Origin of the sequence: Enterobacter sp. DTU_2021_1002640_1_SI_PRY_ASU_LCPMC_013 (genome assembly GCF_032389435.1) — a bacterium.
Lineage (GTDB): Bacteria > Pseudomonadota > Gammaproteobacteria > Enterobacterales > Enterobacteriaceae > Enterobacter > Enterobacter hormaechei_C.
Genome location: NZ_CP135594.1, coordinates 4,419,430 through 4,441,789, shown reverse-complemented (window position 1 = coordinate 4,441,789; position 22,360 = coordinate 4,419,430). Strand labels below are relative to the sequence as shown.

26 protein-coding genes are annotated in these 22,360 nt (G+C 56.9%); 20 read left to right on the top strand and 6 right to left on the bottom strand.

Annotated features, from left to right (window positions below):
* Positions 1–23 precede the first annotated feature (23 nt).
* From RS584_RS21335 to RS584_RS21325, 3 genes are read right to left on the bottom strand one after another with little or no spacing between them, the layout of a single operon-like run.
* Positions 24–893: a phosphoribulokinase gene (locus RS584_RS21335; protein WP_315748589.1), complete on the bottom strand. Its 870-nt coding sequence runs from the start codon at positions 891–893 to the stop codon at positions 24–26.
* Positions 894–923: 30 nt separating this feature from the next.
* Positions 924–1,142, bottom strand: coding sequence for a YheU family protein (locus RS584_RS21330; protein ID WP_014171926.1), 219 nt, complete (start codon positions 1,140–1,142; stop codon positions 924–926).
* Entirely contained in the window at positions 1,142–2,161 is a 1,020-nt protein-coding gene (locus tag RS584_RS21325) for a hydrolase (protein WP_315748588.1), read from the bottom strand. The genes RS584_RS21330 and RS584_RS21325 overlap by 1 nt, the downstream gene beginning before the upstream one ends.
* A 228-nt stretch (positions 2,162–2,389) precedes the next feature.
* Between RS584_RS21325 and mdcA the strand changes: the two genes are divergently transcribed.
* The 8 genes from mdcA (at position 2,390) to mdcH (ending at position 9,436) form a co-directional block, all read left to right on the top strand.
* Positions 2,390–4,045: a malonate decarboxylase subunit alpha gene (mdcA, locus tag RS584_RS21320; RefSeq protein WP_015571421.1), complete on the top strand. Its 1,656-nt coding sequence runs from the start codon at positions 2,390–2,392 to the stop codon at positions 4,043–4,045.
* The gene (locus RS584_RS21315; protein WP_017384166.1) at positions 4,045–4,902 is read left to right on the top strand and encodes a triphosphoribosyl-dephospho-CoA synthase; all 858 of its coding nucleotides are present in this window, start codon (positions 4,045–4,047) and stop codon (positions 4,900–4,902) included. The genes mdcA and RS584_RS21315 overlap by 1 nt, the downstream gene beginning before the upstream one ends.
* Before the next feature lie 9 nt (positions 4,903–4,911).
* Positions 4,912–5,211 (top strand): malonate decarboxylase acyl carrier protein, encoded by a 300-nt coding sequence (mdcC, locus tag RS584_RS21310; protein ID WP_000411786.1) that lies wholly within the window; start codon positions 4,912–4,914, stop codon positions 5,209–5,211.
* Complete coding sequence (locus tag RS584_RS21305) at positions 5,204–6,037, top strand: biotin-independent malonate decarboxylase subunit beta (protein ID WP_193041608.1); 834 nt, start codon at positions 5,204–5,206, stop codon at positions 6,035–6,037. The genes mdcC and RS584_RS21305 overlap by 8 nt, the downstream gene beginning before the upstream one ends.
* Positions 6,037–6,837 (top strand): biotin-independent malonate decarboxylase subunit gamma, encoded by an 801-nt coding sequence (mdcE, locus tag RS584_RS21300; protein ID WP_193041618.1) that lies wholly within the window; start codon positions 6,037–6,039, stop codon positions 6,835–6,837. The genes RS584_RS21305 and mdcE overlap by 1 nt, the downstream gene beginning before the upstream one ends.
* A gap of 123 nt (positions 6,838–6,960) precedes the next feature.
* Entirely contained in the window at positions 6,961–7,920 is a 960-nt protein-coding gene (locus RS584_RS21295; RefSeq protein ID WP_000222846.1) for an AEC family transporter, read from the top strand.
* A gap of 2 nt (positions 7,921–7,922) precedes the next feature.
* Complete coding sequence (locus tag RS584_RS21290) at positions 7,923–8,540, top strand: malonate decarboxylase holo-ACP synthase (RefSeq protein WP_017693876.1); 618 nt, start codon at positions 7,923–7,925, stop codon at positions 8,538–8,540.
* Positions 8,540–9,436, top strand: a complete 897-nt coding sequence (mdcH, locus tag RS584_RS21285; RefSeq protein ID WP_032649703.1) for a malonate decarboxylase subunit epsilon — start codon at positions 8,540–8,542, stop codon at positions 9,434–9,436. Before RS584_RS21290 ends, mdcH begins: the two co-directional genes overlap by 1 nt.
* Positions 9,437–9,538: 102 nt before the next feature.
* Here mdcH and RS584_RS21280 read toward each other — a convergent pair whose 3' ends face one another.
* Together RS584_RS21280 and RS584_RS21275 are read right to left on the bottom strand one after the other, a co-directional pair.
* Positions 9,539–10,471 (bottom strand): LysR substrate-binding domain-containing protein, encoded by a 933-nt coding sequence (locus RS584_RS21280; RefSeq protein WP_062933383.1) that lies wholly within the window; start codon positions 10,469–10,471, stop codon positions 9,539–9,541.
* 15 nt (positions 10,472–10,486) lie between these two features.
* Positions 10,487–12,391 (bottom strand): ABC transporter ATP-binding protein, encoded by a 1,905-nt coding sequence (locus RS584_RS21275; RefSeq protein WP_017693878.1) that lies wholly within the window; start codon positions 12,389–12,391, stop codon positions 10,487–10,489.
* Positions 12,392–12,523: 132 nt separating this feature from the next.
* On the opposite strand from RS584_RS21275, the gene kefG reads away from it, so the two are divergent.
* The 4 genes from kefG to slyD all read left to right on the top strand — a co-directional run bounded on the left by kefG (position 12,524) and on the right by slyD (position 15,779).
* Entirely contained in the window at positions 12,524–13,075 is a 552-nt protein-coding gene (gene kefG / locus RS584_RS21270; protein ID WP_003861686.1) for a glutathione-regulated potassium-efflux system ancillary protein KefG, read from the top strand.
* Positions 13,075–14,880, top strand: a complete 1,806-nt coding sequence (kefB, locus tag RS584_RS21265; protein ID WP_032103994.1) for a glutathione-regulated potassium-efflux system protein KefB — start codon at positions 13,075–13,077, stop codon at positions 14,878–14,880. Before kefG ends, kefB begins: the two co-directional genes overlap by 1 nt.
* Positions 14,881–14,893: 13 nt before the next feature.
* Positions 14,894–15,094 carry a YheV family putative zinc ribbon protein gene (locus RS584_RS21260; protein ID WP_003861689.1) on the top strand — a complete coding sequence of 67 codons (201 nt, stop codon included), beginning with the start codon at positions 14,894–14,896 and terminating at the stop codon, positions 15,092–15,094.
* A gap of 94 nt (positions 15,095–15,188) precedes the next feature.
* A complete protein-coding gene (slyD, locus tag RS584_RS21255; RefSeq protein ID WP_003861691.1) occupies positions 15,189–15,779 on the top strand; it encodes a peptidylprolyl isomerase in 591 nt (196 codons plus the stop codon).
* Positions 15,780–15,830: 51 nt separating this feature from the next.
* Here slyD and RS584_RS21250 read toward each other — a convergent pair whose 3' ends face one another.
* A complete protein-coding gene (locus RS584_RS21250; RefSeq protein WP_003861693.1) occupies positions 15,831–16,049 on the bottom strand; it encodes a protein SlyX in 219 nt (72 codons plus the stop codon).
* A gap of 238 nt (positions 16,050–16,287) precedes the next feature.
* Here RS584_RS21250 and fkpA point away from each other — a divergent pair, with 238 nt between their 5' ends.
* The 8 genes from fkpA to fusA all read left to right on the top strand — a co-directional run bounded on the left by fkpA (position 16,288) and on the right by fusA (position 22,313).
* Positions 16,288–17,106 carry an FKBP-type peptidyl-prolyl cis-trans isomerase gene (gene fkpA / locus RS584_RS21245; protein WP_003861695.1) on the top strand — a complete coding sequence of 273 codons (819 nt, stop codon included), beginning with the start codon at positions 16,288–16,290 and terminating at the stop codon, positions 17,104–17,106.
* A gap of 167 nt (positions 17,107–17,273) precedes the next feature.
* The gene (locus RS584_RS21240; protein ID WP_003861697.1) at positions 17,274–17,996 is read left to right on the top strand and encodes a transcriptional regulator; all 723 of its coding nucleotides are present in this window, start codon (positions 17,274–17,276) and stop codon (positions 17,994–17,996) included.
* Entirely contained in the window at positions 17,996–18,382 is a 387-nt protein-coding gene (gene tusD / locus RS584_RS21235; protein WP_315748587.1) for a sulfurtransferase complex subunit TusD, read from the top strand. The genes RS584_RS21240 and tusD overlap by 1 nt, the downstream gene beginning before the upstream one ends.
* Positions 18,382–18,741 carry a sulfurtransferase complex subunit TusC gene (tusC, locus tag RS584_RS21230; protein WP_003861700.1) on the top strand — a complete coding sequence of 120 codons (360 nt, stop codon included), beginning with the start codon at positions 18,382–18,384 and terminating at the stop codon, positions 18,739–18,741. The genes tusD and tusC overlap by 1 nt, the downstream gene beginning before the upstream one ends.
* A 7-nt stretch (positions 18,742–18,748) precedes the next feature.
* Entirely contained in the window at positions 18,749–19,036 is a 288-nt protein-coding gene (tusB, locus tag RS584_RS21225) for a sulfurtransferase complex subunit TusB (protein ID WP_015571409.1), read from the top strand.
* 124 nt (positions 19,037–19,160) lie between these two features.
* Positions 19,161–19,535, top strand: coding sequence for a 30S ribosomal protein S12 (rpsL, locus tag RS584_RS21220; RefSeq protein ID WP_000246815.1), 375 nt, complete (start codon positions 19,161–19,163; stop codon positions 19,533–19,535).
* A 96-nt stretch (positions 19,536–19,631) separates the two neighbouring features.
* Positions 19,632–20,102, top strand: a complete 471-nt coding sequence (gene rpsG, locus RS584_RS21215; protein WP_003861706.1) for a 30S ribosomal protein S7 — start codon at positions 19,632–19,634, stop codon at positions 20,100–20,102.
* 96 nt (positions 20,103–20,198) lie between these two features.
* On the top strand, positions 20,199–22,313 hold the full coding sequence (gene fusA / locus RS584_RS21210) for an elongation factor G (protein WP_006812195.1): 2,115 nt from the start codon (positions 20,199–20,201) through the stop codon (positions 22,311–22,313).
* Positions 22,314–22,360: the final 47 nt, after the last annotated feature.

Here is a 22,360-nt window from a genome sequence, read left to right as displayed (position 1 = left end):
GCAGCGCCACCGGGCAAAACAATTCACGCGATCTGCTTTCCTTCCATCAGCCGCTGCACCAGCGGTGTCATGATCAGCTCCATTGCCAGCCCCATTTTTCCCCCGGGCACCACTAACGTATTCATGTGCGAAATAAACGAACCCTGTAGCATCGCCAGCAGCCAGGGGTAATCAATGCCTTCCAGGTTGCGGAAGTGGATCACCACAAAGCTCTCGTCCAGGGAAGGGATGCTTTTTGCCGCGAACGGGTTGGAGGTGTCCACGGTGGGGACGCGCTGGAAGTTAATGTGGGTTCGGGAGAACTGCGGCGTCAGGAAGTTGATGTAATCTTCCATGGAGCGCACCACCGAGTCCATGACCGCCTCTCGCGAATGGCCGCGCTCGCTCATGTCACGCGTCAGCTTCTGGATCCACTCAAGGTTAACAATCGGCACCACCCCCACCAGCAAATCCACGTGGCGCGCCACGTCGTGCTGAGGCGTCACCACGCCGCCGTGCAAACCTTCGTAAAACAGAACGTCAGTCGGTTCCGGCAGCGGCTGCCAGGGCGTGAACGTGCCGGGGACCTGGTTCCAGGGCACGGCTTCATCGTAGGTGTGGAGATACCTGCGGGACTGCCCGGTACCGCTTTGCCCGTATTCACGGAAGGTTTGCTCAAGCAGGCCGAAGTCATTCGCCTCCGGGCCGAAGTAGCTGATGTGTTTACCCAGATCGCGCGCTTTGCGGATGGCCATATCCATCTCCGGGCGCGTGTAGCGGTGAAAGCTGTCGCCTTCTACCTCTGCCGCCCGTAAGTTAAGCTGGGCGAAGATCTTGCGGAAGGCGAGGCTGGTGGTAGTGGTTCCCGCCCCACTCGAACCCGTAACGGCAATAACCGGATGTCTGGCAGACATAGCAACTCCCTGACTGGAAAAGTGTAAAGATCAGCCGTGAAACGCGTTGCGGGGCATGATATTGACCGTCTCATGCAGTTCGGACCATACCAGCACCACGTCGCCGCTTTTAAGCTGGCGCTTAACATCGTTGACCTTTTGTTCAAGCGAACGTTCATGTTCACCATAATCGGTGCCTTCGCGCAAGACAAAGCTTTCAATCAGATTATCGAGCGTGTCGGGAGAGAGATCCTGCCAGGGAATAATCATTATTTACCGTCCAGATAAGCCGTTAACCAGTCGGGAATTCGCGTCTCAAGCCACATTTTGGGCCGACGCAGCGTGCCGCTAACAAAGCCGACGTGTCCGCCGAATTGGGTGAGCTGATACTCCACGTTGGCCGGCAGATGATCGGGCTCCGGAATCGAGTGGTGATCCATAAACGGATCATCTTTGGCGTGGATAATCAGCGTAGGTTTCGTGATTTGGTTCAGTAAAGGCATGGCGCTGCACTGACGGTAATAGTCAATCGCATCGGCAAAGCCGTGAATTTTCGAGGTGATCAAATCATCAAACTCGCGCAGGCGCTTCACGCGTTTGAGCTGTTGCAGCGTCACAGGCAGCGTATCCGGATAGGCCTTCAGCTTGCGCGCGGCGTTGGCTTTCAGCAGGTTGAGCAGGTAGCGCTGGTACACTCGCGAAAACCCCTTTTCCATATGATAGCTGCACTGCTCCAGCATAAAGGGCGCAGAGACGATCACCGCCGCATCCAGCGGTACGGCGTCGCTCTCCTTCGCCAGCAGGCAGGCCAGCATATTGCCGCCCAGCGAATACCCCACCGCTGCCGTTGGCGCCTCGCCGAAATTGTCTCTTAGCCAGCGCAGGAACCAGGTACCGTCCTCGGTTTCACCCGAGTGATAAATACGTTTCTGACGATTAGGCTCGCCGCTGCATCCGCGAAAATGCATCACTACCCCAAGCCAGCCGCGGGCTTTCGCCGCCTCAATGAGACCGTGTGCGTAAGGGCTGTGCAGGCTGCCTTCCAGACCGTGAAACACCACCAGACGGGGTTTATGTCTGGCCCGATCCGGATCTTCGCTCCAGGCGAGATCCAAAAAATCGCCGTCCGGCAAATCCAGCCGTTGCCAGTGCGGGGTGAACTGTACCTTGCGGCGGATCAGGCGCGGCAGCATGGTTTGCAGGTGAGGGTTAGCCACACCGCGCATGGGCACGAACTCTGCGCTCTCTTCGGCTGCAATGTCGAAGTCTGAGGGAATGATTTGGGTCATAAGGGCGATGCTGATTCTTGTCAGAAATTAACTATACCTTCCGAATTGTACCCCGTTTAGCCCGTTTTTCCGAAACATGAACTGATCCCGATCACAAATATTTACCTTGATTATTACTCTCAGGCTAATGATTTGGCTCTACGCTTAATTGATGCCTTTCTCACCAGAGCGCACACTTTACTCAACGTTAAGCAAATCAGAATGATGTGCTGAATCAGGAGGTTAATAATGTTATCTGGGCAAACACCCACCCGGCAATGGAACACCCGACGCAGTGAGAAAGCGCGTCGTCTGGCGTCCGTACCGGTGCAGGGCAAGGTACTGCCAACCGGCGATCTTGTCGCCATGCTGGAAAAACTGATCGCACCAGGCGACAAAGTCGTTCTGGAAGGCAACAACCAGAAGCAGGCGGATTTCCTTTCCCGTTCACTGGCGGAAGTGAACCCGCAAATCGTGCACGATCTGCATATGATCATGCCGAGCGTGGGCCGCAGCGAACATCTGGACATCTTTGAGAAAGGCATCGCCCGCAAGCTGGACTTCTCCTTCTCCGGTACGCAAAGCCTGCGAATCTCCCAACTGCTGGAGGATGGTCAGCTCGAAATCGGGGCGATTCACACCTACATCGAACTCTACTCACGTTTATACGTCGACCTATCGCCAAACGTGGCGCTGATTGCCGGTTTTAAAGCGGACCGCAAAGGCAACCTCTATACCGGGGCGAGTACCGAAGATACTCCGGCGCTGGTGGAAGCCGCCGCGTTCCACGACGGCATCGTCATCGCGCAGGTGAACGAGCTGGTGGACGACGAGTGCGACCTGCCGCGTGTGGATATTCCGGGCTCGTGGATTGATTTTGTGGTGGTTGCCGATAAGCCGTTCTTTATCGAACCGCTCTTCACCCGCGACCCGCGCCTGATCAAACAGGAACATATCCTGATGGCGATGATGGCGATTAAAGGCATCTATGCTGAACACCAGGTGCAGTCCCTGAACCACGGGATTGGCTTTAACACCGCAGCGATCGAGCTGCTGCTGCCAACCTACGGCGAACAGCTCGGACTCAAAGGCAAAATCTGTAAACACTGGACCCTGAACCCGCATCCAACGCTGATCCCGGCCATCGAAAGCGGCTGGGTGGAGAGCGTCCACTGCTTCGGCGGCGAGCTGGGAATGGAAGAGTATATCCGCGCCCGCCCGGACGTGTTCTTTACCGGTGCCGATGGCTCCATGCGTTCTAACCGCGCCTTCTGCCAGCTGGCTGGTCAGTACGCGGTCGATATGTTTATCGGCTCCACGCTACAGGTCGACGGTTACGCTAACTCCTCAACCGTGACCCGCGGCCGTCTTTCCGGCTTCGGCGGCGCGCCAAACATGGGCCACGATCCGCACGGTCGTCGCCACGCCACACCGGCCTGGCTGAACATGATCACCGAGCCTGACCCGATGCAGCGCGGTAAAAAGCTGGTTGTGCAGATGGTGGAAACCTTCCAGGCGGGCGTGAAGCCAACCTTCGTGGAAAAACTCGACGCCGTTGAGGTCGCGAAAGCCTCCGGTATGCCGCTGGCGCCGGTCATGATTTACGGCGATGACGTCACCCACGTGCTGACGGAAGAGGGGATTGCTTACCTCTACCGGGCGAAAGATCTTGAAGAGCGTCGTGCCATGGTCGCCGCCGTGGCGGGTATCACCGATATCGGTCTGGGCGTTGACGCCAAACGCGTGGCGGAACTGCGCCAGAGCGGCAAGGTTGTGTATCCGGAAGATATGGGCATTCGCCGCACCGATGCCACCCGTTCGCTGCTGGCGGCCGGTAGCGTCGCGGACCTGGTGGAATGGTCCGGCGGTCTTTACAACCCACCTGCGAAATTCCGGAGCTGGTAATGAAACTTCTGCCCCAGATCCAGGTTGAAGGCGGTGCCGAATGGCTGGCGCGAACCGCCACGCAGTGTCTGATTGACGAAGCACGTTTAAGCCCGAAGCCCGGTCTGGTGGACAGCCGGGGGAACGGCGCGCACCACGATTTATCGCTTGCGCTGATGGAGCGCTCCGCTCACAGCCTGACCCCCACGTTTCAGGCGCTGGCGCAGCAGAGCTGGCAGCGTCCGGCGGATATTGCCCTCAGGCAAACCGTTGGCCGCCTTGGTCGCGAAGGTGAACGGCAGATGATGGCCGCTACCGACGGCGTGAACACGCACCGTGGCGCGATCTGGGCGCTGGGATTGCTGGTGAGCGCGGTGGCGATGCTGGGCGGCGATGCCCGGGCGCAAACCGTCGCGAACACCGCCGCTCAGCTGGCGAAGCTGCCGGATGACGCGGCGCCGAAAGTGTTCAGCAAGGGGTTACGCGTTACGCACCGCTACCGTGTGCCGGGCGCGCGTGAAGAGGCTCAGCAGGCGTTTCCGCACATCATGCAGCGCGCGCTGCCGCAGCTTCGCCTCAGCCGTCTCAACGGCAGCAGCGAAACGCAGGCCAGACTCGACGCGCTGATGGCGATCATGACCTCGCTCACCGACACCTGCGTGCTGTCGCGCGCCGGCATGGAGGGGCTGGACGCCATGCAGAACGGCGCCCGTGCGGTGCTGAACGCCGGAGGATGCGCAACCCTCGCCGGGCAGCAGGCGCTGGCGCGGTTAGACCGTCAGATGCTGGCGCTTAACGCCTCGCCGGGCGGAGCCGCAGACCTGCTTGCCGCCACGCTGTTTCTTGACCGCGCCGAAACGCCCTATTCAAAGCATTAAGAGGATGTTATGGAAAAAATCACATTGACCGTGCCCGCCAGCCGCGAAGTAAGCGGCAGGGCGCTGGCAGGGGTCGTCGGTTCCGGGGATATGGAGGTGCTTTTCACCGCCGAACCGGGCCAGACCTTAACCATTGATATCACCACCTCCGTCGACAACAGCCGCGGGCGCTGGGAGGCATTGTTCAACCGCCTGCAAACCGTCAGCAGCCTGCCCGCAGGTAAGCTGACCATCCACGACTTCGGCGCGACGCCGGGCGTGGCACGCATTCGTATCGAACAGGTTTTTGAAGGGGTGAACCATGCGTGATGACAGCAGCTTTATCGAATTAAAAGCGCGCCAGCGTGCGCAGGCGCTGCTCGACGACGGCAGCTACCGCGAACTGCTGGATCCGTTTGAAGGCATTATCTCTCCGTGGCTTGGGCCACAGGGGATTGTTCCTCAGGCCGATGACGGCATGGTGGTCACGAAAGGGACCATCAACGGCCAGCCTGCGGTGGTGGTGGCGATTGAAGGCACCTTCCAGGGCGGCAGCATGGGCGAAGTGTCCGGCGCCAAAATGGCGGCAGCGCTGGAGCTGGCGGCGGAAGATAACCGCAACGGCATTCCGACTCAGGCGGTGCTGTGCCTCGAAACCGGCGGCGTACGTTTGCAGGAAGCCAACCTCGGCCTGGCGGCGATTGCCGATATCCACGCCGCGATCGTTGACCTGCGTCGCTATACTCCGGTCGTCGGGATTGTCGCCGGGACCGTGGGCTGCTTCGGTGGGATGTCTATCGCCGCGGCGCTGTGCAGCTACCTGATTGTGACCCGCGAAGCGCGGCTCGGCCTCAACGGTCCGCAGGTTATCGAGCAGGAAGCGGGCATTGAAGAGTATGACTCCCGCGACCGTCCGTTTATCTGGAGCATGACCGGCGGCGAAGTACGCTTTGAAAGCGGGCTGGTGGACGCGCTGGTGGGCGACGGCGTGAACGCGGTGAAAGCCGCGATGAACGAAGCCATCGCCAAAGGCGTACCGGCGAAACATCGCACCGATAACTACGACGATTACCTGAACCGTCTGACGAATTTCGACACCCGCAAACAGGCCGATGCCGAACAGATTAAAGCGCTTTTTGCCCGGGAGGTGAAATGATGACTAACGCAATTAGCCGTGGCGAACTCTGGCTGGAAACTCTGGCCCCGAACGCGAAACGTCTGGAGGGGTTATGCCCGTCCGTGCAGGCCGCAGACGGCGAGCTAAACGGTGAAACGGTGCGTTTTGTCGCCGTGGTGCCGGACGCCAACAACCACTTCCCGCGCGCGGCGCAGGGTGAAGTCGGCCTGCTGGAAGGATGGACGCTGGCAAAAGTGGTCAGCGAAACCGTCGCCGCCGACGCAGATAAAGCCGTGAAGCGCCCGATTGTGGCGGTAATCGACGTCCCAAGCCAGGCCTATGGCCGTCGCGAAGAGGCGTTTGGTATCCACCAGGCGCTGGCCGGCGCCGCTGCCGCCTACGCTAATGCGCGGCTGGCGGGTCATCCGGTGATTGGTCTTATCGTCGGTAAGGCCATGTCCGGCGCGTTTCTGGCGCACGGCTACCAGGCTAACCGTCTGATTGCCTTCAACGATAAAGGCGTGCTGATCCATGCCATGGGCAAAGAGTCTGCGGCGCGCATTACGCTGCGTACCGTTGAGGCGCTGGAAAAACTGGCTGCAACCATTCCGCCAATGGCGTATGACATCAGCAACTACGCCACGCTGGGGCTGCTTTCCGACCTGCTGGATATCAGCAATCCGGATGCCCCTACCGAAAGCGATCTGACGCGGGTGAAAACCACCCTGCAACAGGCCATCAGCGACGCTCGTCAGGAGACCACGTTGAAAAACCGTCTGGGTGCTGACAACCGCCGCAGCTCGGCGCTCGTACGTGAACGTATGCGAGCCAGCTGGTAAGTAAAAAGAGACCTGCCAGATGCATCACCCCGTGGGCGCGCCCGTTTCGTCCACGCGGGAACCTGCATCCTGAAAATAATAAACATCGCGCCAGTGCTTAAACTTTTTTACTACAGGTGATTTATGACTTACGTAATTGTTCATGCTCTTGCACCGATTTTCGTCATCATGCTGCTGGGATTCTGGGCCGGTAAGGCAAAGATGGTCGATAACAAAAATGTTTCCCTGCTGAATATCTTCGTGATGGATTTTGCACTCCCGGCTGCGCTGTTCAGCGCCACCGTGCAAACCCCGTGGACCGGCATCGTGGCGCAGTCGCCGCTGATCCTGGTGCTCACCCTGGCGATGTGGATCACCTATGCGGTCATCTACTTCCTCGCGACGAAAGTGTTTAAAAAATCCCCGCAGGATGCGGCCGTGCTGACGCTTACCGTCGCCCTGCCAAACTACGCGGCGCTTGGCCTGCCGATTCTGGGCAGCGTGCTAGGCGAAGGCCCTTCAACCTCACTGTCCGTGGCGGTCTCCATCGCCTGTGGTTCAGTGTTGATGACCCCGTTCTGCCTGCTGATTCTGGAGCGTGAGAAAGCCCGCGCCGAAGGCAATAACTCGGGTTCAACGCTTTCCATGCTGCCGGTGCTTATGTGGCGTTCCATTAAAAAACCGATCGTGATGGGCCCGCTGCTGGGTGTGATCCTGTCCGCTATCGGCATCAAAATGCCGGAGCTGGTACTGGCGGCGATTAAACCGCTGGGACTGTCTGCGACCGCTGCGGCGCTGTTCCTGACCGGGGTGATCCTCTCCGCGCGTAAACTTCAGATCAACACCATGGTGATCACTTCCACTATCGCCAAGCTGCTGATCCAGCCAGCGATCGCCTGGGGTATCGTTTTAATCTTCGGTCTGCACGGTTCTGTGGCGATCACCGCCATCCTGATGATTGCGCTGTCCGCGGGCTTCTTTGGCGTGGTGTTCGGTAACCGCTTTGGCGTGCAGTCGCCGGATGCTGAAGCCGTGCTGCTGTTGAGCTCCGTACTGTGTATCCTGTCGCTGCCGCTGTTTATCTCGCTGACTTCAGGAATGTAATCATGACCACAACATTACGCCCACACGACCTCATCTGGCTTACCGCGCGCGACGCCCTGGAAGGGATTACCGAATCCTGGGTGGACGCGGCCTGGCATGCCGGACTACCGGTAGTGGTGCGGCGTGATGTTGATAATGAAGGCCGTATTCCCGTTGGCGTGCGCGGATTGCGCCGCGACCAGCGGGCGGCCGGATGGGTGAAGCCTGAGAACGTGTTGCGCGTGGTGTCGCCCGAAGATTTGAGCGTTGCCGCCGACCTGCTGCGTTCGCCGTTTATCACTCAGCCGCCGGTTCAGGTGGCGCTTCAGCTTGCGCAGCAGTCGTGGCCGTGGACGTGGGGGATAACCGGCAGTACGGGTTACGCGCTGGCGACCGGCATTCCGGTGATCCACGCCGACAGCGATCTCGATCTGCTCATCCGCGCCCCGCGTGCCGTTTCCCCTGAGGCGTTTACTGGCTGGCAGGCTCAGCTCAGCCGTGCGTTGTGCCGGGCGGATACGCAGGTGGACACGCCCGAGGGCGGATTCGCGCTGGCGGAATGGTTACGCGACGGCAAAACGCTGCTAAAAACGCAATGTGGACCGCGCCTGGTGGCGGATCCATGGCACAGGGAGGAGTAATGAAAATACTGTTTACCTTTCCGGGGCAGGGCACACAGCATGAAGGTATGCTGCAAAACCTGCCGGGAACGGAGCTGGAGCAGGCCCGTGCTGTGCTGGGGGCGGAAGTCGATACCCTGGACAGCGCATGCTCGTTAACCCACACCCGTGCGGTTCAGCTTTCGCTGTTGATTGCCGGCGTGGCGTGGGCGCGCGAGCTGGAACGTCGCGGCGTGTCGCCGGATATCGTCAGCGGGCTGTCCATTGGCGCTTATCCTGCGGCGGTTATCGCCGGTGCGCTGGACTTTACGGACGCGCTGAAGCTGGTGGCGTTGCGCGGCGATCTGATGGAGCAGGCTTACCCGCACGGTTACGGCCTGACGGCGATTATGGGGTTGACCCTGCCCCAGGTGGAAAACCTGATTCAGGGGACAGGAACCTATATTGCTAACCTGAACGCCGAAACGCAGATCGTGATTGCCGGAACCGATGACGGCATGGCGCAGGTGGCGGAGCGCGCCCTGGCAAAAGGCGCGAGCAAGGCTAAGCGGCTGGCGGTGAGCGTACCGTCGCACTGTGAACTGCTGGCGGAACCGGCGCAGAAGCTGGTGGCAGCATTTAATTCGGTCACGCTTTCACGTCCGCGCTGTGCGTACCTGAGCGGCAGTACCGGACGCGTGCTCTGGCAGCCGGAGAAAATTGCCGACGATCTGGCGATGAATATGGCGCGAACCGTGCGCTGGCAGGAGGCGGTGATTTCCGCTAATGAGCGTGAAGCGCGGCTGGCGATTGAGATGCCGCCAGGGGGCATCCTGACCTGTCTGACGCGGCAGGCGGCGTGGGAAGGCGAATCCATTTCGCTGGAGCGCAGCGGGGTAGACGTGGCGGTACATCTGGCGGGTCGGCTTCGTGCATGAGTTTTTTTGCCCGGTGGCGGCTGCGCCTTACCGGGCCTACGGGTTCGGTTGTATTATTTTGTAGGCCGGGTAAGACGCAACGCGTCGCCACCCGGCAAGGCCTCAGGCTCCGTCCTGCAAACTTCTGGCATACATCCGCCCTTCCGCGGCCAATGCCCGCAGGCTCGGATCCTGCTCGCGGTTGCGGGCAAAGACGATCGCAATCAGCTGCTGCATCTGGTACGGCTCCGCCAGCTTCAGTAGCTGCACCGAATTCTCGTAGACCTTCTTCATCCTGCCCGGCATCAGCGTAAACCCGACCCCCGCCTGCACCAGACTCAGCATCGAGAAGATATCGTTCACGCGCGTCACAATCTCCGGCTCGAAACCGGCGATATGAAACGCTTCCTGAAACCCGGCGTAAGTGGCGAACCCTTCCGCGAGGGCGACAAACTTCTGATCTTTATAATCACGCAGATCGGCGGGGCCGCTGGTATTCAGCGTGGCAGAGGCCGGTGCGGCAAGGAAAATATCGTCATGGAACAGAGGAAGCACTTCGAGGCTGTTACGGTCGATATCGCTTTCGGAAATAGAGATTAAAATCGCATCCAGCGATCCCTCATCCAGCATATGGAGTAGGGTTTCGTTCGAGCCCATCGTCAGATCCATCTCCAGATCCGGACGGCGCAGCTTCATGCCCATTATCAGGCGCGGCACAGTTTCCAGCGTCAGCGAGTAGAGCGTGCCGACGCGCAACCGTCCCTGGCCGATACCGGCGATCTTGCGCGACTCTTCCAGCCCGCGCTCCATCACCTGCATCACCTCCTGACAATACTCCAGCAGCGTCCACGCGGAGGGGAGGGCAATCAGGTTACGCCCTTTGTGAGCAAAGAGCGGGCAGCGGACGTTCTCTTCGAGGGTATGCAGCGCGCGGTGCACGCTGACACCGCTCAGGCCGAGCGTTTCGGCGGTACGTGCGATATTGCCCTTCTCCATGAACGTCATGAAGATGCTGAGCTTACGGAATGTAATCTCGCTCGTGGTATCGAAGCCCATAACCCTCCCGGCGTGTTAGTCGGCTTGCAGCATCGCTTCCAGCTGTTCCTGCGCGTCCAGCCATGCCATTTCGCACTCTTCGAGGCTGGATTTGGTTTTCGCCTGAGTTTGCAGACAGTCCGTCAGCTCCGCTTTGCGGCTCTGATCGTACAGTTCGCTGTCGCCCAGCTTCTCTTCGACGGCAGCAAGCGTGGCGTTGAGCTTTTCCATCTCTTTTTCGAGACGGGCAATCTCTTTACGCAGCGGCTGCGTCTGGGTGCGCAGTTCCGCTTCACGGCGCTTCTGGTCTTTACGCGCCTGGGCGCTGTTGGCGTTGTCTTTCGCTGACTCTTCCGGTTGGTTTTCCTGCTTCTGCACGTCCGTCAGCCACTGCTGGTAATCTTCCAGATCGCCGTCGAACGGCTCCACTTTGCCTCCGTGCACCAGATAGAGATCGTCGGTGGTGGAGCGAATCAGGTGGCGGTCGTGCGAGACGACAACCAGCGCGCCTTCGAACTCGATTAGCGCTTCGGTCAGCGCCTGACGCATGTCGAGATCGAGGTGGTTGGTCGGTTCATCGAGCAGCAGCAGGTTCGGGCGCTGCCAGACGATCAGCGCCAGCACCAGACGCGCTTTTTCGCCGCCGGAGAAGCGCTCGGTGTTTTCGGTGACCTTATCGCCCTGGAAGCCAAAGCCGCCGAGGTAGTCGCGCAGTTTCTGCTCCATCTCCTGCGGCGCCAGACGGGCCAGGTGCTGAATCGGCGATTCATCCGCGCGTAAAAATTCCAGCTGGTGCTGGGCGAAGTAGCCCAGCTTGATGCCCTTCGCCAGGCCGATTTCTCCGCTGACCGGGTTAAGCTCGCCCGCCAGCAGCTTGATCAGCGTCGATTTACCGGCGCCGTTACGTCCCAGCAGACCAATGCGTGAACCTGGCACCAGGTTGAGCTTGATAGAGTCGAGAATAATGCGATCGCCATAGCCCGCGCTCACTTTTTCCATCTTCAGGAGCGGGTTTGGCAGGCTTTCCGGCTCGCGGAAGCTGAAGTGGAACGGGTTATCCACGTGCGCCGGGGCGATCATCTCCATGCGTTCCAGCATCTTGATGCGGCTCTGCGCCTGCTTGGCTTTTGACGCCTTGGCCTTGAAGCGATCCACAAAGCTTTGCAGGTGCGCCACGCGCTGCTGCTGGCTTTCATACATCGCCTGCTGCTGGGCAAGGCGCGTTGCGCGCTGGCGCTCGAAAGAGCTGTAGTTGCCGGTGTATTCGAACATGCTTTGCTGTTCGATATGAATGATTTTATCCACCACCGGATCGAGGAAGTCGCGATCGTGGGAGATCAGAATCAGAGTGCCCTGATAGCTCTTGAGCCACTTCTCCAGCCAAATAACCGCATCAAGATCGAGGTGGTTGGTTGGTTCATCGAGCAGCAAAAGGTCGGAGCGGCAGATCAGTGCCTGCGCCAGGTTAAGGCGCATGCGCCAGCCGCCCGAGAAATCGCTCACCGGGCGTTCAAGCTGTTCGTTGCTGAAGCCCAGACCGTGCAGCAGGCTGGAGGCGCGGGAGCGAATGGTCCAGGCATCGATGGCGTCCAGCTTGCCGTGGACGGTGGCGATGGCGTGGCCGTCGTTACGTTCGTTGGCGGCGTTGAGCTCCGCTTCGAGCTTGCGGTATTCACGATCGCCGTCGATAACATAGTCGAGCGCGGGTTCGCTCAGCGCGGGCGTCTCCTGGTTCACCCAGGCGAGCTGCCAGTTGCCCGGGAAGGTAAAGTTACCGCCATCCGCGCTTATCTCGTTTTTCAGCAGCGCCAGCAGGGTGGATTTACCGCAGCCGTTTTTGCCGACCAGCCCCACTTTCTGGCCCGGGTTGATGGTAGCAGTCGCGTTATCCAGCAGGACGCGCACGCCGCGACGAATTTGTAACGAGGAGAAAACAATCATAGAAGCGCCGTATGTTCCGACTATGTTAATTTGTCATTATGATAATGTAAGGTGTGGGCCATTTTCCCCACCGGGCCGCCATGGTAGCCCAAAACGACAACAATACACAAAAACAGAACCGGGAGGGGAGTGATGTCTCAGACAGCGAAAGTGCTGCTGCTGTATGCCCATCCGGAATCACAGGACTCGGTGGCGAACCGGGTGCTGCTTAAGCCGGCCACACAGCTCAGTAACGTAACGGTGCACGATCTCTACGCGCACTATCCTGATTTTTTTATCGATATCCCTTACGAGCAGGAACTGCTGCGTCAGCACGACGTGATTGTGTTCCAGCATCCGCTTTATACCTACAGCTGTCCGGCGCTGCTCAAAGAGTGGCTGGACCGCGTGCTGAGCCGGGGCTTCTCCAGCGGGGTGGGGGGCAACCAGCTGGCGGGAAAGTACTGGCGGAGTGTCATTACCACCGGTGAGCCGGAAAGCGCTTACCGTCACGACGGGCTGAACCGTTACCCCATGAGCGACATTCTGCGGCCGTTTGAGCTGACGGCGGCGATGTGCCGTATGCACTGGATGAGCCCGATTATTATCTACTGGGCACGGCGGCAGGATCCGAAAGCGCTGGCGAGCCATGCCAGGGCCTATGGCGAATGGCTGGCGTCACCGATTCCGGCGGGAGGACGCTAATGGACGGTTCGAATTTACTCCTTGCCGGGGTGCTGTTTTTGTTTGCCGCCGTCGTCGCGGTCCCGCTTGCCGCGCGTCTCGGCATTGGCGCGGTGCTGGGCTATTTGCTGGCGGGGATCGCCATTGGCCCCTGGGGGCTTGGGTTTATTAGCGATGTGGATGAAATTCTCCACTTCTCCGAGCTGGGCGTGGTCTTCCTGATGTTTATCATCGGGCTGGAGCTGAACCCCGCCAAGCTGTGGCAACTGCGGCAATCTATTTTTGGCGTCGGGGCGGCGCAGGTGTTACTCAGCGCGGCCATTCTCGCGGGACTGCTGATGTTGACGCAGTTTTCCTGGCAGGCCGCGGTGATTGGCGGGATCGGTCTTGCGATGTCGTCGACGGCGATGGCGCTTCAGCTGATGCGCGACAAAGGGATGAACCGCAACGAGGCGGGGCAGCTGGGTTTTTCGGTGCTGCTGTTCCAGGATTTAGCGGTGATCCCGGCGCTGGCGCTGGTGCCGCTGCTGGCGGGCTCCGGAGACGATCATTTCGACTGGATGAAGATCTCCATGAAGGTGCTGGCCTTCGCGGGGATGCTGATCGGCGGACGGTTTTTACTGCGTCCGGTGTTCCGGTTTATTGCCGCATCCGGCGTGCGCGAGGTATTCACCGCCGCAACGCTGCTGCTGGTGCTTGGCTCAGCGCTGTTTATGGATGCGCTGGGGCTGTCGATGGCGCTTGGGACGTTTATCGCCGGGGTGCTGCTTGCGGAAAGCGAGTACCGCCACGAGCTGGAGACCGCCATCGATCCGTTTAAGGGGCTGCTGCTAGGGCTGTTCTTTATCTCGGTGGGTATGGCGCTTAATCTTGGCGTGCTCTATACCCATCTGCTGTGGGTTATTGCGAGTGTCGCCGTGCTGGTGGCGGTCAAAACGCTGGTGCTGTATCTCCTCGCGAGGATTTACGGGCTGCGCAGTTCGGAAAGAATGCAGTTTTCCAGCGTGTTAAGCCAGGGTGGAGAATTTGCGTTTGTGCTGTTTTCCACGGCGTCGTCTCAGAAGCTGTTCAAAGATGACCAGATGGCGCTGCTGCTGGTGACGGTCACGCTGTCGATGATGACCACGCCACTGCTGATGAAGCTGGTGGACAAACTGCTGTCGCGCCGCCTGAATCCCGCAGACGATGAAGACGAAGCGCCGTGGGTGGAAGATGATAAACCGCAGGTGATCGTCGTGGGCTTTGGTCGCTTCGGACAGGTGATTGGTCGCCTGTTGATGGCGAACAAAATGCGCATCACGGTGCTGGAGCGCGATATCAGCGCCGTCAACCTGATGCGCAAATATGGTTATAAGGTGTACTACGGCGATGCGACACAGCTTGAGCTGTTGCGCTCGGCGGGGGCAGAGGCTGCGGAGTCCATCGTCATCACCTGCAACGATCCGGAAGACACGATGAAGCTGGTGGAGCTGTGCCAGCAGCATTTCCCGCATCTGCATATTCTGGCGCGTGCGCGTGGACGTGTGGAGGCTCACGAACTTTTGCAGGCGGGTGTGAAACACTTCTCCCGCGAAACCTTCTCCAGCGCGCTGGAGCTGGGACGCAAGGCGCTGGTTTCGCTGGGCATGCATCCTCACCAGGCGCAACGCGCCCAGATGCATTTCCGTCGGCTGGATATGCGAATGCTGCGTGAACTGATGCCCGTGCACAGCGACACGGCGCAGATCTCCCGCGTGCGGGAAGCGCGTCGTGAACTGGAGGAGATCTTCCAGCGTGAGATGCAACAGGAACGACGCCAGCTCGACGGCTGGGATGAATTTGAATAAAGGGTAACGAAAGATGGCTGTACGTAAACGCTTTATCGCGGGCGCAAAATGCCCTTCCTGCCAGGCGCAAGATACGCTGGCCATGTGGCGTGAAAATAATATCGATATCGTTGAATGTGTTAAGTGCGGTCACCAGATGCGTGAGGCCGACAAAGAAGCCCGCGATCACGTTCGCAAAGAAGAGCAAGTGATCGGCATTTTTCATCCAGACTAGCGATATGCTCTGAGTTTTTTTAAGCTTAAGGGTACACGGGTGCAGATTTCCGCTACAATCTGCGCCAGCAATTTTCCCACGCTCAGGAGATATCATGAAAGTAGCAAAAGACCTGGTGGTCAGCCTGGCCTATCAGGTACGTACAGAAGACGGTGTGTTGGTTGATGAGTCTCCGGTGAGTGCGCCGCTGGACTACCTGCATGGTCACGGTTCCCTGATTTCCGGCCTGGAAACGGCGCTGGAAGGCCATGAAGTTGGCGACAAATTCGACGTTGCTGTAGGCGCGAACGACGCTTACGGTCAGTATGATGACAACCTGGTTCAGCGCGTTCCTAAAGACGTATTCATGGGCGTCGACGAGTTGCAGGTTGGCATGCGCTTCCTGGCGGAAACTGACCAGGGTCCGGTTCCGGTTGAAATCACTGAAGTGGAAGACGACCACGTTGTGGTTGACGGCAACCACATGCTGGCGGGTCAGAACCTGAAGTTCAACGTAGAAGTTGTTGCGATCCGTGAAGCGACCGAAGAAGAGCTGGCTCATGGCCACGTTCACGGTGCGCACGGTCACGACCATGACCACGATCACGGCCACGACGGCTGCTGCGGTGGTCACGGCCACGACCATGGTCATGACCACGGCCACGGTAAAGGTGGTTGCGGTAACGGCGGCTGCGGTTGCCACTGATTCCGTACTCCGGAAAATAAAAAAGCGGGATAATCCCGCTTTTTTTACGCCTCAATAATGAGGTGGTGGCGTCTCTTCTGACTGAGAGGCAATGTTTGACGGCTGCGTGGCCTTCAGCTTTTCCGTCAGCAGGCGCATGTGATCGCGCAGTTTTGCCATTTCAAGCTCATGGGCCGTCACGGTCTGGTTCAGTTCTTCGATGGTGATGTCCTGAAAAGCCAGGCGGCTTTCCAGCTCAGCCAGTCTCGCTTCGATCGTTGTATCCTTCATCATTCACCTCGTTTATCTCTCATTCGCCATAATGGACCAGCGGCGGCGAAGTTTAGCTGACTTTTTCCTTAAGTACAGTATCCATCTCCCTGACAAGAAACTTATTTAAACAAAAATAGTCTGAAAAGAAGCGACATTCGGGGGAGTCTGTCTGTAGATTTCTTCCACAACGTTTTATAGTACGTCACTCATTTACGTTTAACACTGGGGTGAGAGACCTCAGGTCCTGGAGATATGGATGAAATCACTGTTTAAAGTTACGCTGCTGGCGACCACTATGGCTGTAGCGCTCAATGCGCCGCTGTCTTTCGCTGCTGATACTGCTGCGAAGCCTGCTGCGACTACAGACAGCAAAGCGGCATTCAAAAATGACGACCAGAAATCCGCCTACGCACTTGGCGCGTCTCTGGGTCGTTACATGGAAAACTCTCTGAAAGAACAAGAGAAACTGGGCATCAAACTGGACAAAAACCAGCTGATCGCAGGGGTTCAGGATGCGTTCGCAGACAAGAGCAAACTGTCTGACCAGGAAATCGAGCAGACTCTGCAAGCGTTTGAAGCGCGCGTGAAAGGCGCCGCTCAGACCAAGATGGAAGCAGACGCTAAAGATAACGAAGCGAAAGGCAAAGCCTACCGCGACAAGTTCGCTAAAGAGAAAGGCGTTAAAACCTCTTCTACTGGCCTGATCTATAAAGTTGAGAAAGAAGGTACCGGCGACGCGCCTAAAGACAGCGACACCGTTGTGGTGAACTACAAAGGTACGCTGATCGACGGTAAAGAGTTCGATAACTCTTATACCCGCGGTGAGCCTCTCTCCTTCCGTCTGGATGGTGTGATCCCGGGCTGGACCGAAGGCCTGAAGAACATCAAGAAAGGCGGTAAAATCAAGCTGGTCATCCCACCGGATCTGGCTTACGGCAAAACCGGCGTTCCGGGTATCCCGGCTAACTCCACGCTGGTATTTGATGTAGAACTGCTGGACATCAAACCGGCGCCGAAAGCGGATGCGAAAACAGACGCACCGGCTGACGACAAAGCCGCAGCAGCTAAGAAGTAATCCTGAAAAAAACCGCCGCCTTTACAGGCGGCGGTTTTTTTATTGTGGGGCAGATATAATTAACACTGGAAAGCGTTATACACGCTGTATTAATTTAGTTGTCCGTGTAGATAATGAGCCTGCCCTGAAAACCTAACGACAGGCTCCTGAAAAGGAGTGTTTTTTTCATGTCCAGGTCGCTTTTAACCAACGAAACCAGTGAACTTGATTTGCTGGATCAACGTCCATTTGACCAGACCGACTTCGATATTCTGAAATCCTACGAAGCGGTAGTGGACGGGTTAGCGATGCTCATTGGTTCCCACTGCGAAATCGTATTGCATTCCCTGCAAGATCTTAAGTGTTCCGCTATCCGCATTGCGAATGGTGAGCACACTGGCCGTAAAATTGGTTCGCCAATCACCGACCTTGCATTGCGTATGTTGCATGACATGACCGGCGCGGACAGCAGCGTCTCAAAATGCTATTTCACCCGCGCCAAAAGTGGCGTGCTGATGAAATCAGAAACGATCGCGATTCGAAATCGCGAACACCGGGTAATCGGTTTGCTGTGCATCAACATGAACCTTGATGTGCCATTCTCGCAAATCATGAGCACCTTCATCCCGCCCGAAACGCCGGACGTGGGCTCATCGGTGAACTTTGCTTCTTCGGTTGAGGATCTCGTGACCCAGACGCTGGAGTTCACCATTGAAGAGGTGAATGCCGATCGCAACGTATCCAACAACGCCAAGAATCGTCAGATCGTCCTGAACCTCTATGAGAAAGGGATTTTTGATATCAAAGATGCCATCAACCAGGTGGCCGATCGCCTGAATATCTCCAAACACACGGTTTACCTCTATATTCGCCAGTTCAAAAGCGGCGACTTCCTGGGACAAGACAAGTAATGCGTTTTGCGTTAATGGTGACGGGCCCGGCGTACGGTACCCAGCAGGCCAGCAGCGCGCTACAGTTTGCCCATGCGCTGCTTGATGCCGGTCATGAACTGGCAAGCGTCTTCTTTTATCGCGAAGGCGTATATAACGCGAACCAGTTTACGTCTCCGGCGAGCGATGAGTTTGACCTCGTGCGCGCCTGGCAAAAATTAAACGAAACGCAGGGCGTTGACCTGCATATCTGCGTCGCGGCGGCACTGCGTCGCGGCGTGACGAATGCGACCGAAGCCGAACGCCTTGGTCTGGCGGGGGCTAACCTGCAACCGGGCTTTTCGCTCAGCGGACTGGGTGCCCTGGCACAGGCGGCGTTGACCTGCGACAGAGTGGTGCAATTTTGATGAAGCGCGTAGCGTTTGTTTTTACTTCTGCGCCGCATGGCAGCGCTTCAGGCCGGGAAGGGCTGGATGCATTGCTCGCGACATCGGCTTTAACCGAAGATATCGGCGTCTTCTTTTTAGGCGATGGCGTATTCCAGCTTCTGGCAGGCCAACAACCGCAGGCCATTCTTGCGCGCGACTACATTGCGACCTTCAAAGTTCTGCCGCTCTATGACATTGAAACCTTCTATGTGTGCGCCGACTCGCTGGCCGCGCGTGGGTTAAACGAGAAAACACCGTTCGTGCTGGACGTGACGATCCTGACATCTGCTGCGCTGCGCGAACAACTCTCTCACTACGATACCGTTCTGACTTTCTGAGGCTGTCATGCTCCATACCCTGAGCCGTTCACCGTGGCAATGCGATATCGACACGTTACTGAGCATGCTGCGCGAAGGTGATGATCTGCTGCTGATTCAGGATGGCGTGCTTGCGGCGCTTGAAGGCAGCCGTTTTGTTGAAATCCTCGCTAATGCCCCCATAACAGTCTCTGCGCTGAAAGAGGATCTGGATGCGCGGGGTCTTTCTGGTCAAATTTCAGCCAAAATTGACGTGGTTGGCTATACTGATTTCGTCAATCTTACTGTGACGCACGCCAGTCAAATGAACTGGTGATTTGAGATCGCTGTATATTTCTTGACACCTTTTCGACGTAGCCCTAAAATTTCGCGTCCTCATATTGTATGAGGTCGTTTTATTACGTGTTTACGAAGCAAAAGCTAAAACCAGGAGCTATTTAATGGCAACAGTTAACCAGCTGGTACGCAAACCACGTGCACGCAAAGTTGCAAAAAGCAACGTGCCTGCGCTGGAAGCCTGCCCGCAGAAACGTGGCGTATGTACTCGTGTATATACCACCACTCCTAAAAAACCAAACTCCGCACTGCGTAAAGTATGCCGTGTGCGTTTGACTAACGGTTTCGAAGTGACTTCCTACATCGGTGGTGAAGGTCACAACCTTCAGGAGCACTCCGTGATCCTGATCCGTGGCGGTCGTGTTAAAGACCTTCCGGGTGTTCGTTACCACACCGTTCGTGGTGCGCTGGACTGCTCAGGTGTTAAAGACCGTAAGCAGGCTCGCTCCAAGTACGGCGTGAAGCGTCCTAAGGCTTAATGGTTCTCCGTTAAGTAAGGCCAAACTGATTTATCTTAATGTCAAACTAAACTCGTAGAGTTTTGGACAATCCTGAATTAACAACGGAGTAATCCCATGCCACGTCGTCGCGTCATTGGTCAGCGTAAAATTCTTCCAGATCCGAAATTCGGATCAGAACTGCTGGCAAAATTTGTAAATATCCTGATGGTAGATGGTAAAAAATCTACCGCAGAAGCAATCGTATACAGCGCGCTGGAGACCCTGGCTCAGCGTTCTGGTAAAAATGAACTGGAAGCCTTCGAAGTCGCTCTCGACAACGTGCGCCCGACTGTAGAAGTTAAGTCTCGCCGCGTTGGTGGTTCTACTTATCAGGTTCCAGTTGAAGTTCGTCCGGTTCGTCGTAATGCTCTGGCAATGCGTTGGATCGTTGAAGCTGCTCGTAAACGCGGTGATAAATCCATGGCTCTGCGTCTGGCGAACGAACTTTCTGATGCTGCGGAAAACAAAGGTACCGCAGTTAAGAAACGTGAAGACGTTCACCGTATGGCAGAAGCCAACAAGGCGTTCGCACACTACCGTTGGTAATCCCTTCGGAGTCGTAGTCACCAGGCGGGCGCTTCAGAGAAGCCGCCCGCTCTGGGTAACTTAACTGAACGCCTAAAGATATAAACGAGGAATCAAATGGCTCGTACAACACCCATCGCACGCTACCGTAACATCGGTATCAGTGCGCACATCGACGCCGGTAAAACCACTACTACCGAACGTATTCTGTTCTACACCGGTGTAAACCATAAAATCGGTGAAGTTCATGACGGCGCAGCCACCATGGACTGGATGGAACAGGAGCAGGAGCGTGGTATTACTATCACCTCCGCAGCGACTACTGCATTCTGGTCAGGTATGGCTAAGCAGTACGAACCGCATCGCGTAAACATCATCGACACCCCAGGGCACGTTGACTTCACCATCGAAGTAGAACGTTCCATGCGTGTTCTTGACGGCGCGGTAATGGTTTATTGCGCAGTTGGTGGTGTTCAGCCACAGTCTGAAACCGTATGGCGTCAGGCAAACAAATATAAAGTTCCACGCATCGCGTTCGTTAACAAAATGGACCGTATGGGTGCTAACTTCCTGAAAGTTGTTGGCCAGATCAAAACCCGTCTGGGCGCGAACCCTGTTCCGCTTCAGCTGGCAATTGGTGCTGAAGAAGGTTTCACCGGCGTTATCGACCTGGTGAAAATGAAAGCCATCAACTGGAACGAAGCAGATGCGGGCGTTACCTTCGAATACGAAGATATCCCGGCAGAGATGCAGGACCTGGCTGACGAATGGCACCAGAACCTGATCGAATCCGCAGCAGAAGCTTCTGAAGAGCTGATGGAGAAATACCTGGGTGGTGAAGAACTGTCTGAGCAAGAGATCAAATCTGCTCTGCGTCAGCGCGTTCTGAACAACGAAATCATCCTGGTAACCTGTGGTTCTGCGTTCAAGAACAAAGGTGTTCAGGCGATGCTGGATGCGGTAGTTGACTACCTGCCATCCCCGGTTGACGTTCCTGCGATCAACGGCATCCTGGACGACGGTAAAGATACTCCGGCTGAGCGTCACGCAAGTGATGACGAGCCGTTCTCTGCACTGGCGTTCAAAATTGCTACCGACCCATTCGTGGGTAACCTGACCTTCTTCCGCGTTTACTCTGGTGTGGTTAACTCCGGTGACACCATCCTGAACTCCGTGAAAGCGGCGCGTGAACGTTTTGGCCGTATCGTACAGATGCACGCTAACAAACGTGAAGAGATCAAAGAAGTTCGTGCGGGCGACATCGCTGCTGCTATCGGTCTGAAAGACGTGACCACTGGTGACACCCTGTGTGACCCGGATCACCCGATCATTCTGGAGCGTATGGAATTCCCTGAGCCGGTAATCTCCATCGCAGTTGAACCAAAAACCAAAGCTGACCAGGAAAAAATGGGTCTGGCTCTGGGCCGTCTGGCGAAAGAAGACCCATCATTCCGCGTATGGACTGATGAAGAATCTAACCAGACCATCATCGCTGGTATGGGTGAACTGCACCTGGACATCATCGTTGACCGTATGAAGCGTGAATTCAACGTTGAAGCGAACGTGGGTAAACCTCAGGTTGCTTACCGCGAAGCGATTCGCGCGAAAGTTACCGATGTTGAAGGTAAACACGCTAAGCAGTCTGGTGGTCGCGGTCAGTACGGTCACGTTGTGATCGACATGTACCCACTGGAGCCGGGCTCTAACCCTAAAGGTTACGAGTTCATCAACGACATCAAAGGTGGTGTAATTCCTGGCGAATACATCCCTGCCGTTGATAAAGGCATCCAGGAGCAGCTGAAAGCTGGTCCTCTGGCTGGTTACCCGGTTGTAGACATGGGTGTTCGTCTGCACTTCGGTTCTTACCACGACGTTGACTCCTCTGAACTGGCGTTTAAACTGGCTGCGTCTATTGCCTTTAAAGAAGGCTTTAAGAAAGCAAAACCAGTTCTGCTTGAGCCGATCATGAAGGTTGAAGTAGAAACTCCTGAAGAGAACACCGGTGACGTTATCGGTGACTTGAGCCGTCGTCGCGGTATGCTGCGTGGTCAGGAATCCGAAGTAACTGGCGTTAAGATCCACGCTGAAGTTCCGCTGTCTGAAATGTTCGGATATGCAACTCAGCTGCGTTCTCTGACCAAAGGTCGTGCATCATACACTATGGAATTCCTGAAGTATGATGATGCGCCGAACAACGTTGCTCAGGCCGTTATCGAAGCCCGTGGTAAGTAATCCACAGGATTAAAACCTAAGTCCCGTGCTCTCTCCGAAGGGGAGAG

Bases quoted from the DNA above. Each gene is read 5' to 3' on its own strand.
- tusD (WP_315748587.1), top strand. From the start codon at position 17,996: ATGCGTTTTGCGTTAATGGTGACGGGCCCGGCGTACGGTACCCAGCAG.
- rpsL (WP_000246815.1), top strand. From the start codon at position 19,161: ATGGCAACAGTTAACCAGCTGGTACGCAAACCACGTGCACGCAAAGTT.
- rpsG (WP_003861706.1), top strand. From the start codon at position 19,632: ATGCCACGTCGTCGCGTCATTGGTCAGCGTAAAATTCTTCCAGATCCG.
- mdcC (WP_000411786.1), top strand. From the start codon at position 4,912: ATGGAAAAAATCACATTGACCGTGCCCGCCAGCCGCGAAGTAAGCGGC.
- RS584_RS21330 (WP_014171926.1), bottom strand. From the start codon at position 1,142: ATGATTATTCCCTGGCAGGATCTCTCTCCCGACACGCTCGATAATCTG.
- mdcA (WP_015571421.1), top strand. From the start codon at position 2,390: ATGTTATCTGGGCAAACACCCACCCGGCAATGGAACACCCGACGCAGT.
- slyD (WP_003861691.1), top strand. From the start codon at position 15,189: ATGAAAGTAGCAAAAGACCTGGTGGTCAGCCTGGCCTATCAGGTACGT.
- RS584_RS21240 (WP_003861697.1), top strand. From the start codon at position 17,274: ATGTCCAGGTCGCTTTTAACCAACGAAACCAGTGAACTTGATTTGCTG.
- mdcE (WP_193041618.1), top strand. From the start codon at position 6,037: ATGACTAACGCAATTAGCCGTGGCGAACTCTGGCTGGAAACTCTGGCC.
- RS584_RS21305 (WP_193041608.1), top strand. From the start codon at position 5,204: ATGCGTGATGACAGCAGCTTTATCGAATTAAAAGCGCGCCAGCGTGCG.
- fusA (WP_006812195.1), top strand. From the start codon at position 20,199: ATGGCTCGTACAACACCCATCGCACGCTACCGTAACATCGGTATCAGT.
- tusC (WP_003861700.1), top strand. From the start codon at position 18,382: ATGAAGCGCGTAGCGTTTGTTTTTACTTCTGCGCCGCATGGCAGCGCT.
- RS584_RS21335 (WP_315748589.1), bottom strand. From the start codon at position 893: ATGTCTGCCAGACATCCGGTTATTGCCGTTACGGGTTCGAGTGGGGCG.
- kefB (WP_032103994.1), top strand. From the start codon at position 13,075: ATGGACGGTTCGAATTTACTCCTTGCCGGGGTGCTGTTTTTGTTTGCC.
- RS584_RS21260 (WP_003861689.1), top strand. From the start codon at position 14,894: ATGGCTGTACGTAAACGCTTTATCGCGGGCGCAAAATGCCCTTCCTGC.
- RS584_RS21280 (WP_062933383.1), bottom strand. From the start codon at position 10,471: ATGGGCTTCGATACCACGAGCGAGATTACATTCCGTAAGCTCAGCATC.
- kefG (WP_003861686.1), top strand. From the start codon at position 12,524: ATGTCTCAGACAGCGAAAGTGCTGCTGCTGTATGCCCATCCGGAATCA.
- mdcH (WP_032649703.1), top strand. From the start codon at position 8,540: ATGAAAATACTGTTTACCTTTCCGGGGCAGGGCACACAGCATGAAGGT.
- fkpA (WP_003861695.1), top strand. From the start codon at position 16,288: ATGAAATCACTGTTTAAAGTTACGCTGCTGGCGACCACTATGGCTGTA.
- RS584_RS21250 (WP_003861693.1), bottom strand. From the start codon at position 16,049: ATGAAGGATACAACGATCGAAGCGAGACTGGCTGAGCTGGAAAGCCGC.
- RS584_RS21315 (WP_017384166.1), top strand. From the start codon at position 4,045: ATGAAACTTCTGCCCCAGATCCAGGTTGAAGGCGGTGCCGAATGGCTG.
- RS584_RS21325 (WP_315748588.1), bottom strand. From the start codon at position 2,161: ATGACCCAAATCATTCCCTCAGACTTCGACATTGCAGCCGAAGAGAGC.
- RS584_RS21290 (WP_017693876.1), top strand. From the start codon at position 7,923: ATGACCACAACATTACGCCCACACGACCTCATCTGGCTTACCGCGCGC.
- RS584_RS21275 (WP_017693878.1), bottom strand. From the start codon at position 12,391: ATGATTGTTTTCTCCTCGTTACAAATTCGTCGCGGCGTGCGCGTCCTG.
- tusB (WP_015571409.1), top strand. From the start codon at position 18,749: ATGCTCCATACCCTGAGCCGTTCACCGTGGCAATGCGATATCGACACG.
- RS584_RS21295 (WP_000222846.1), top strand. From the start codon at position 6,961: ATGACTTACGTAATTGTTCATGCTCTTGCACCGATTTTCGTCATCATG.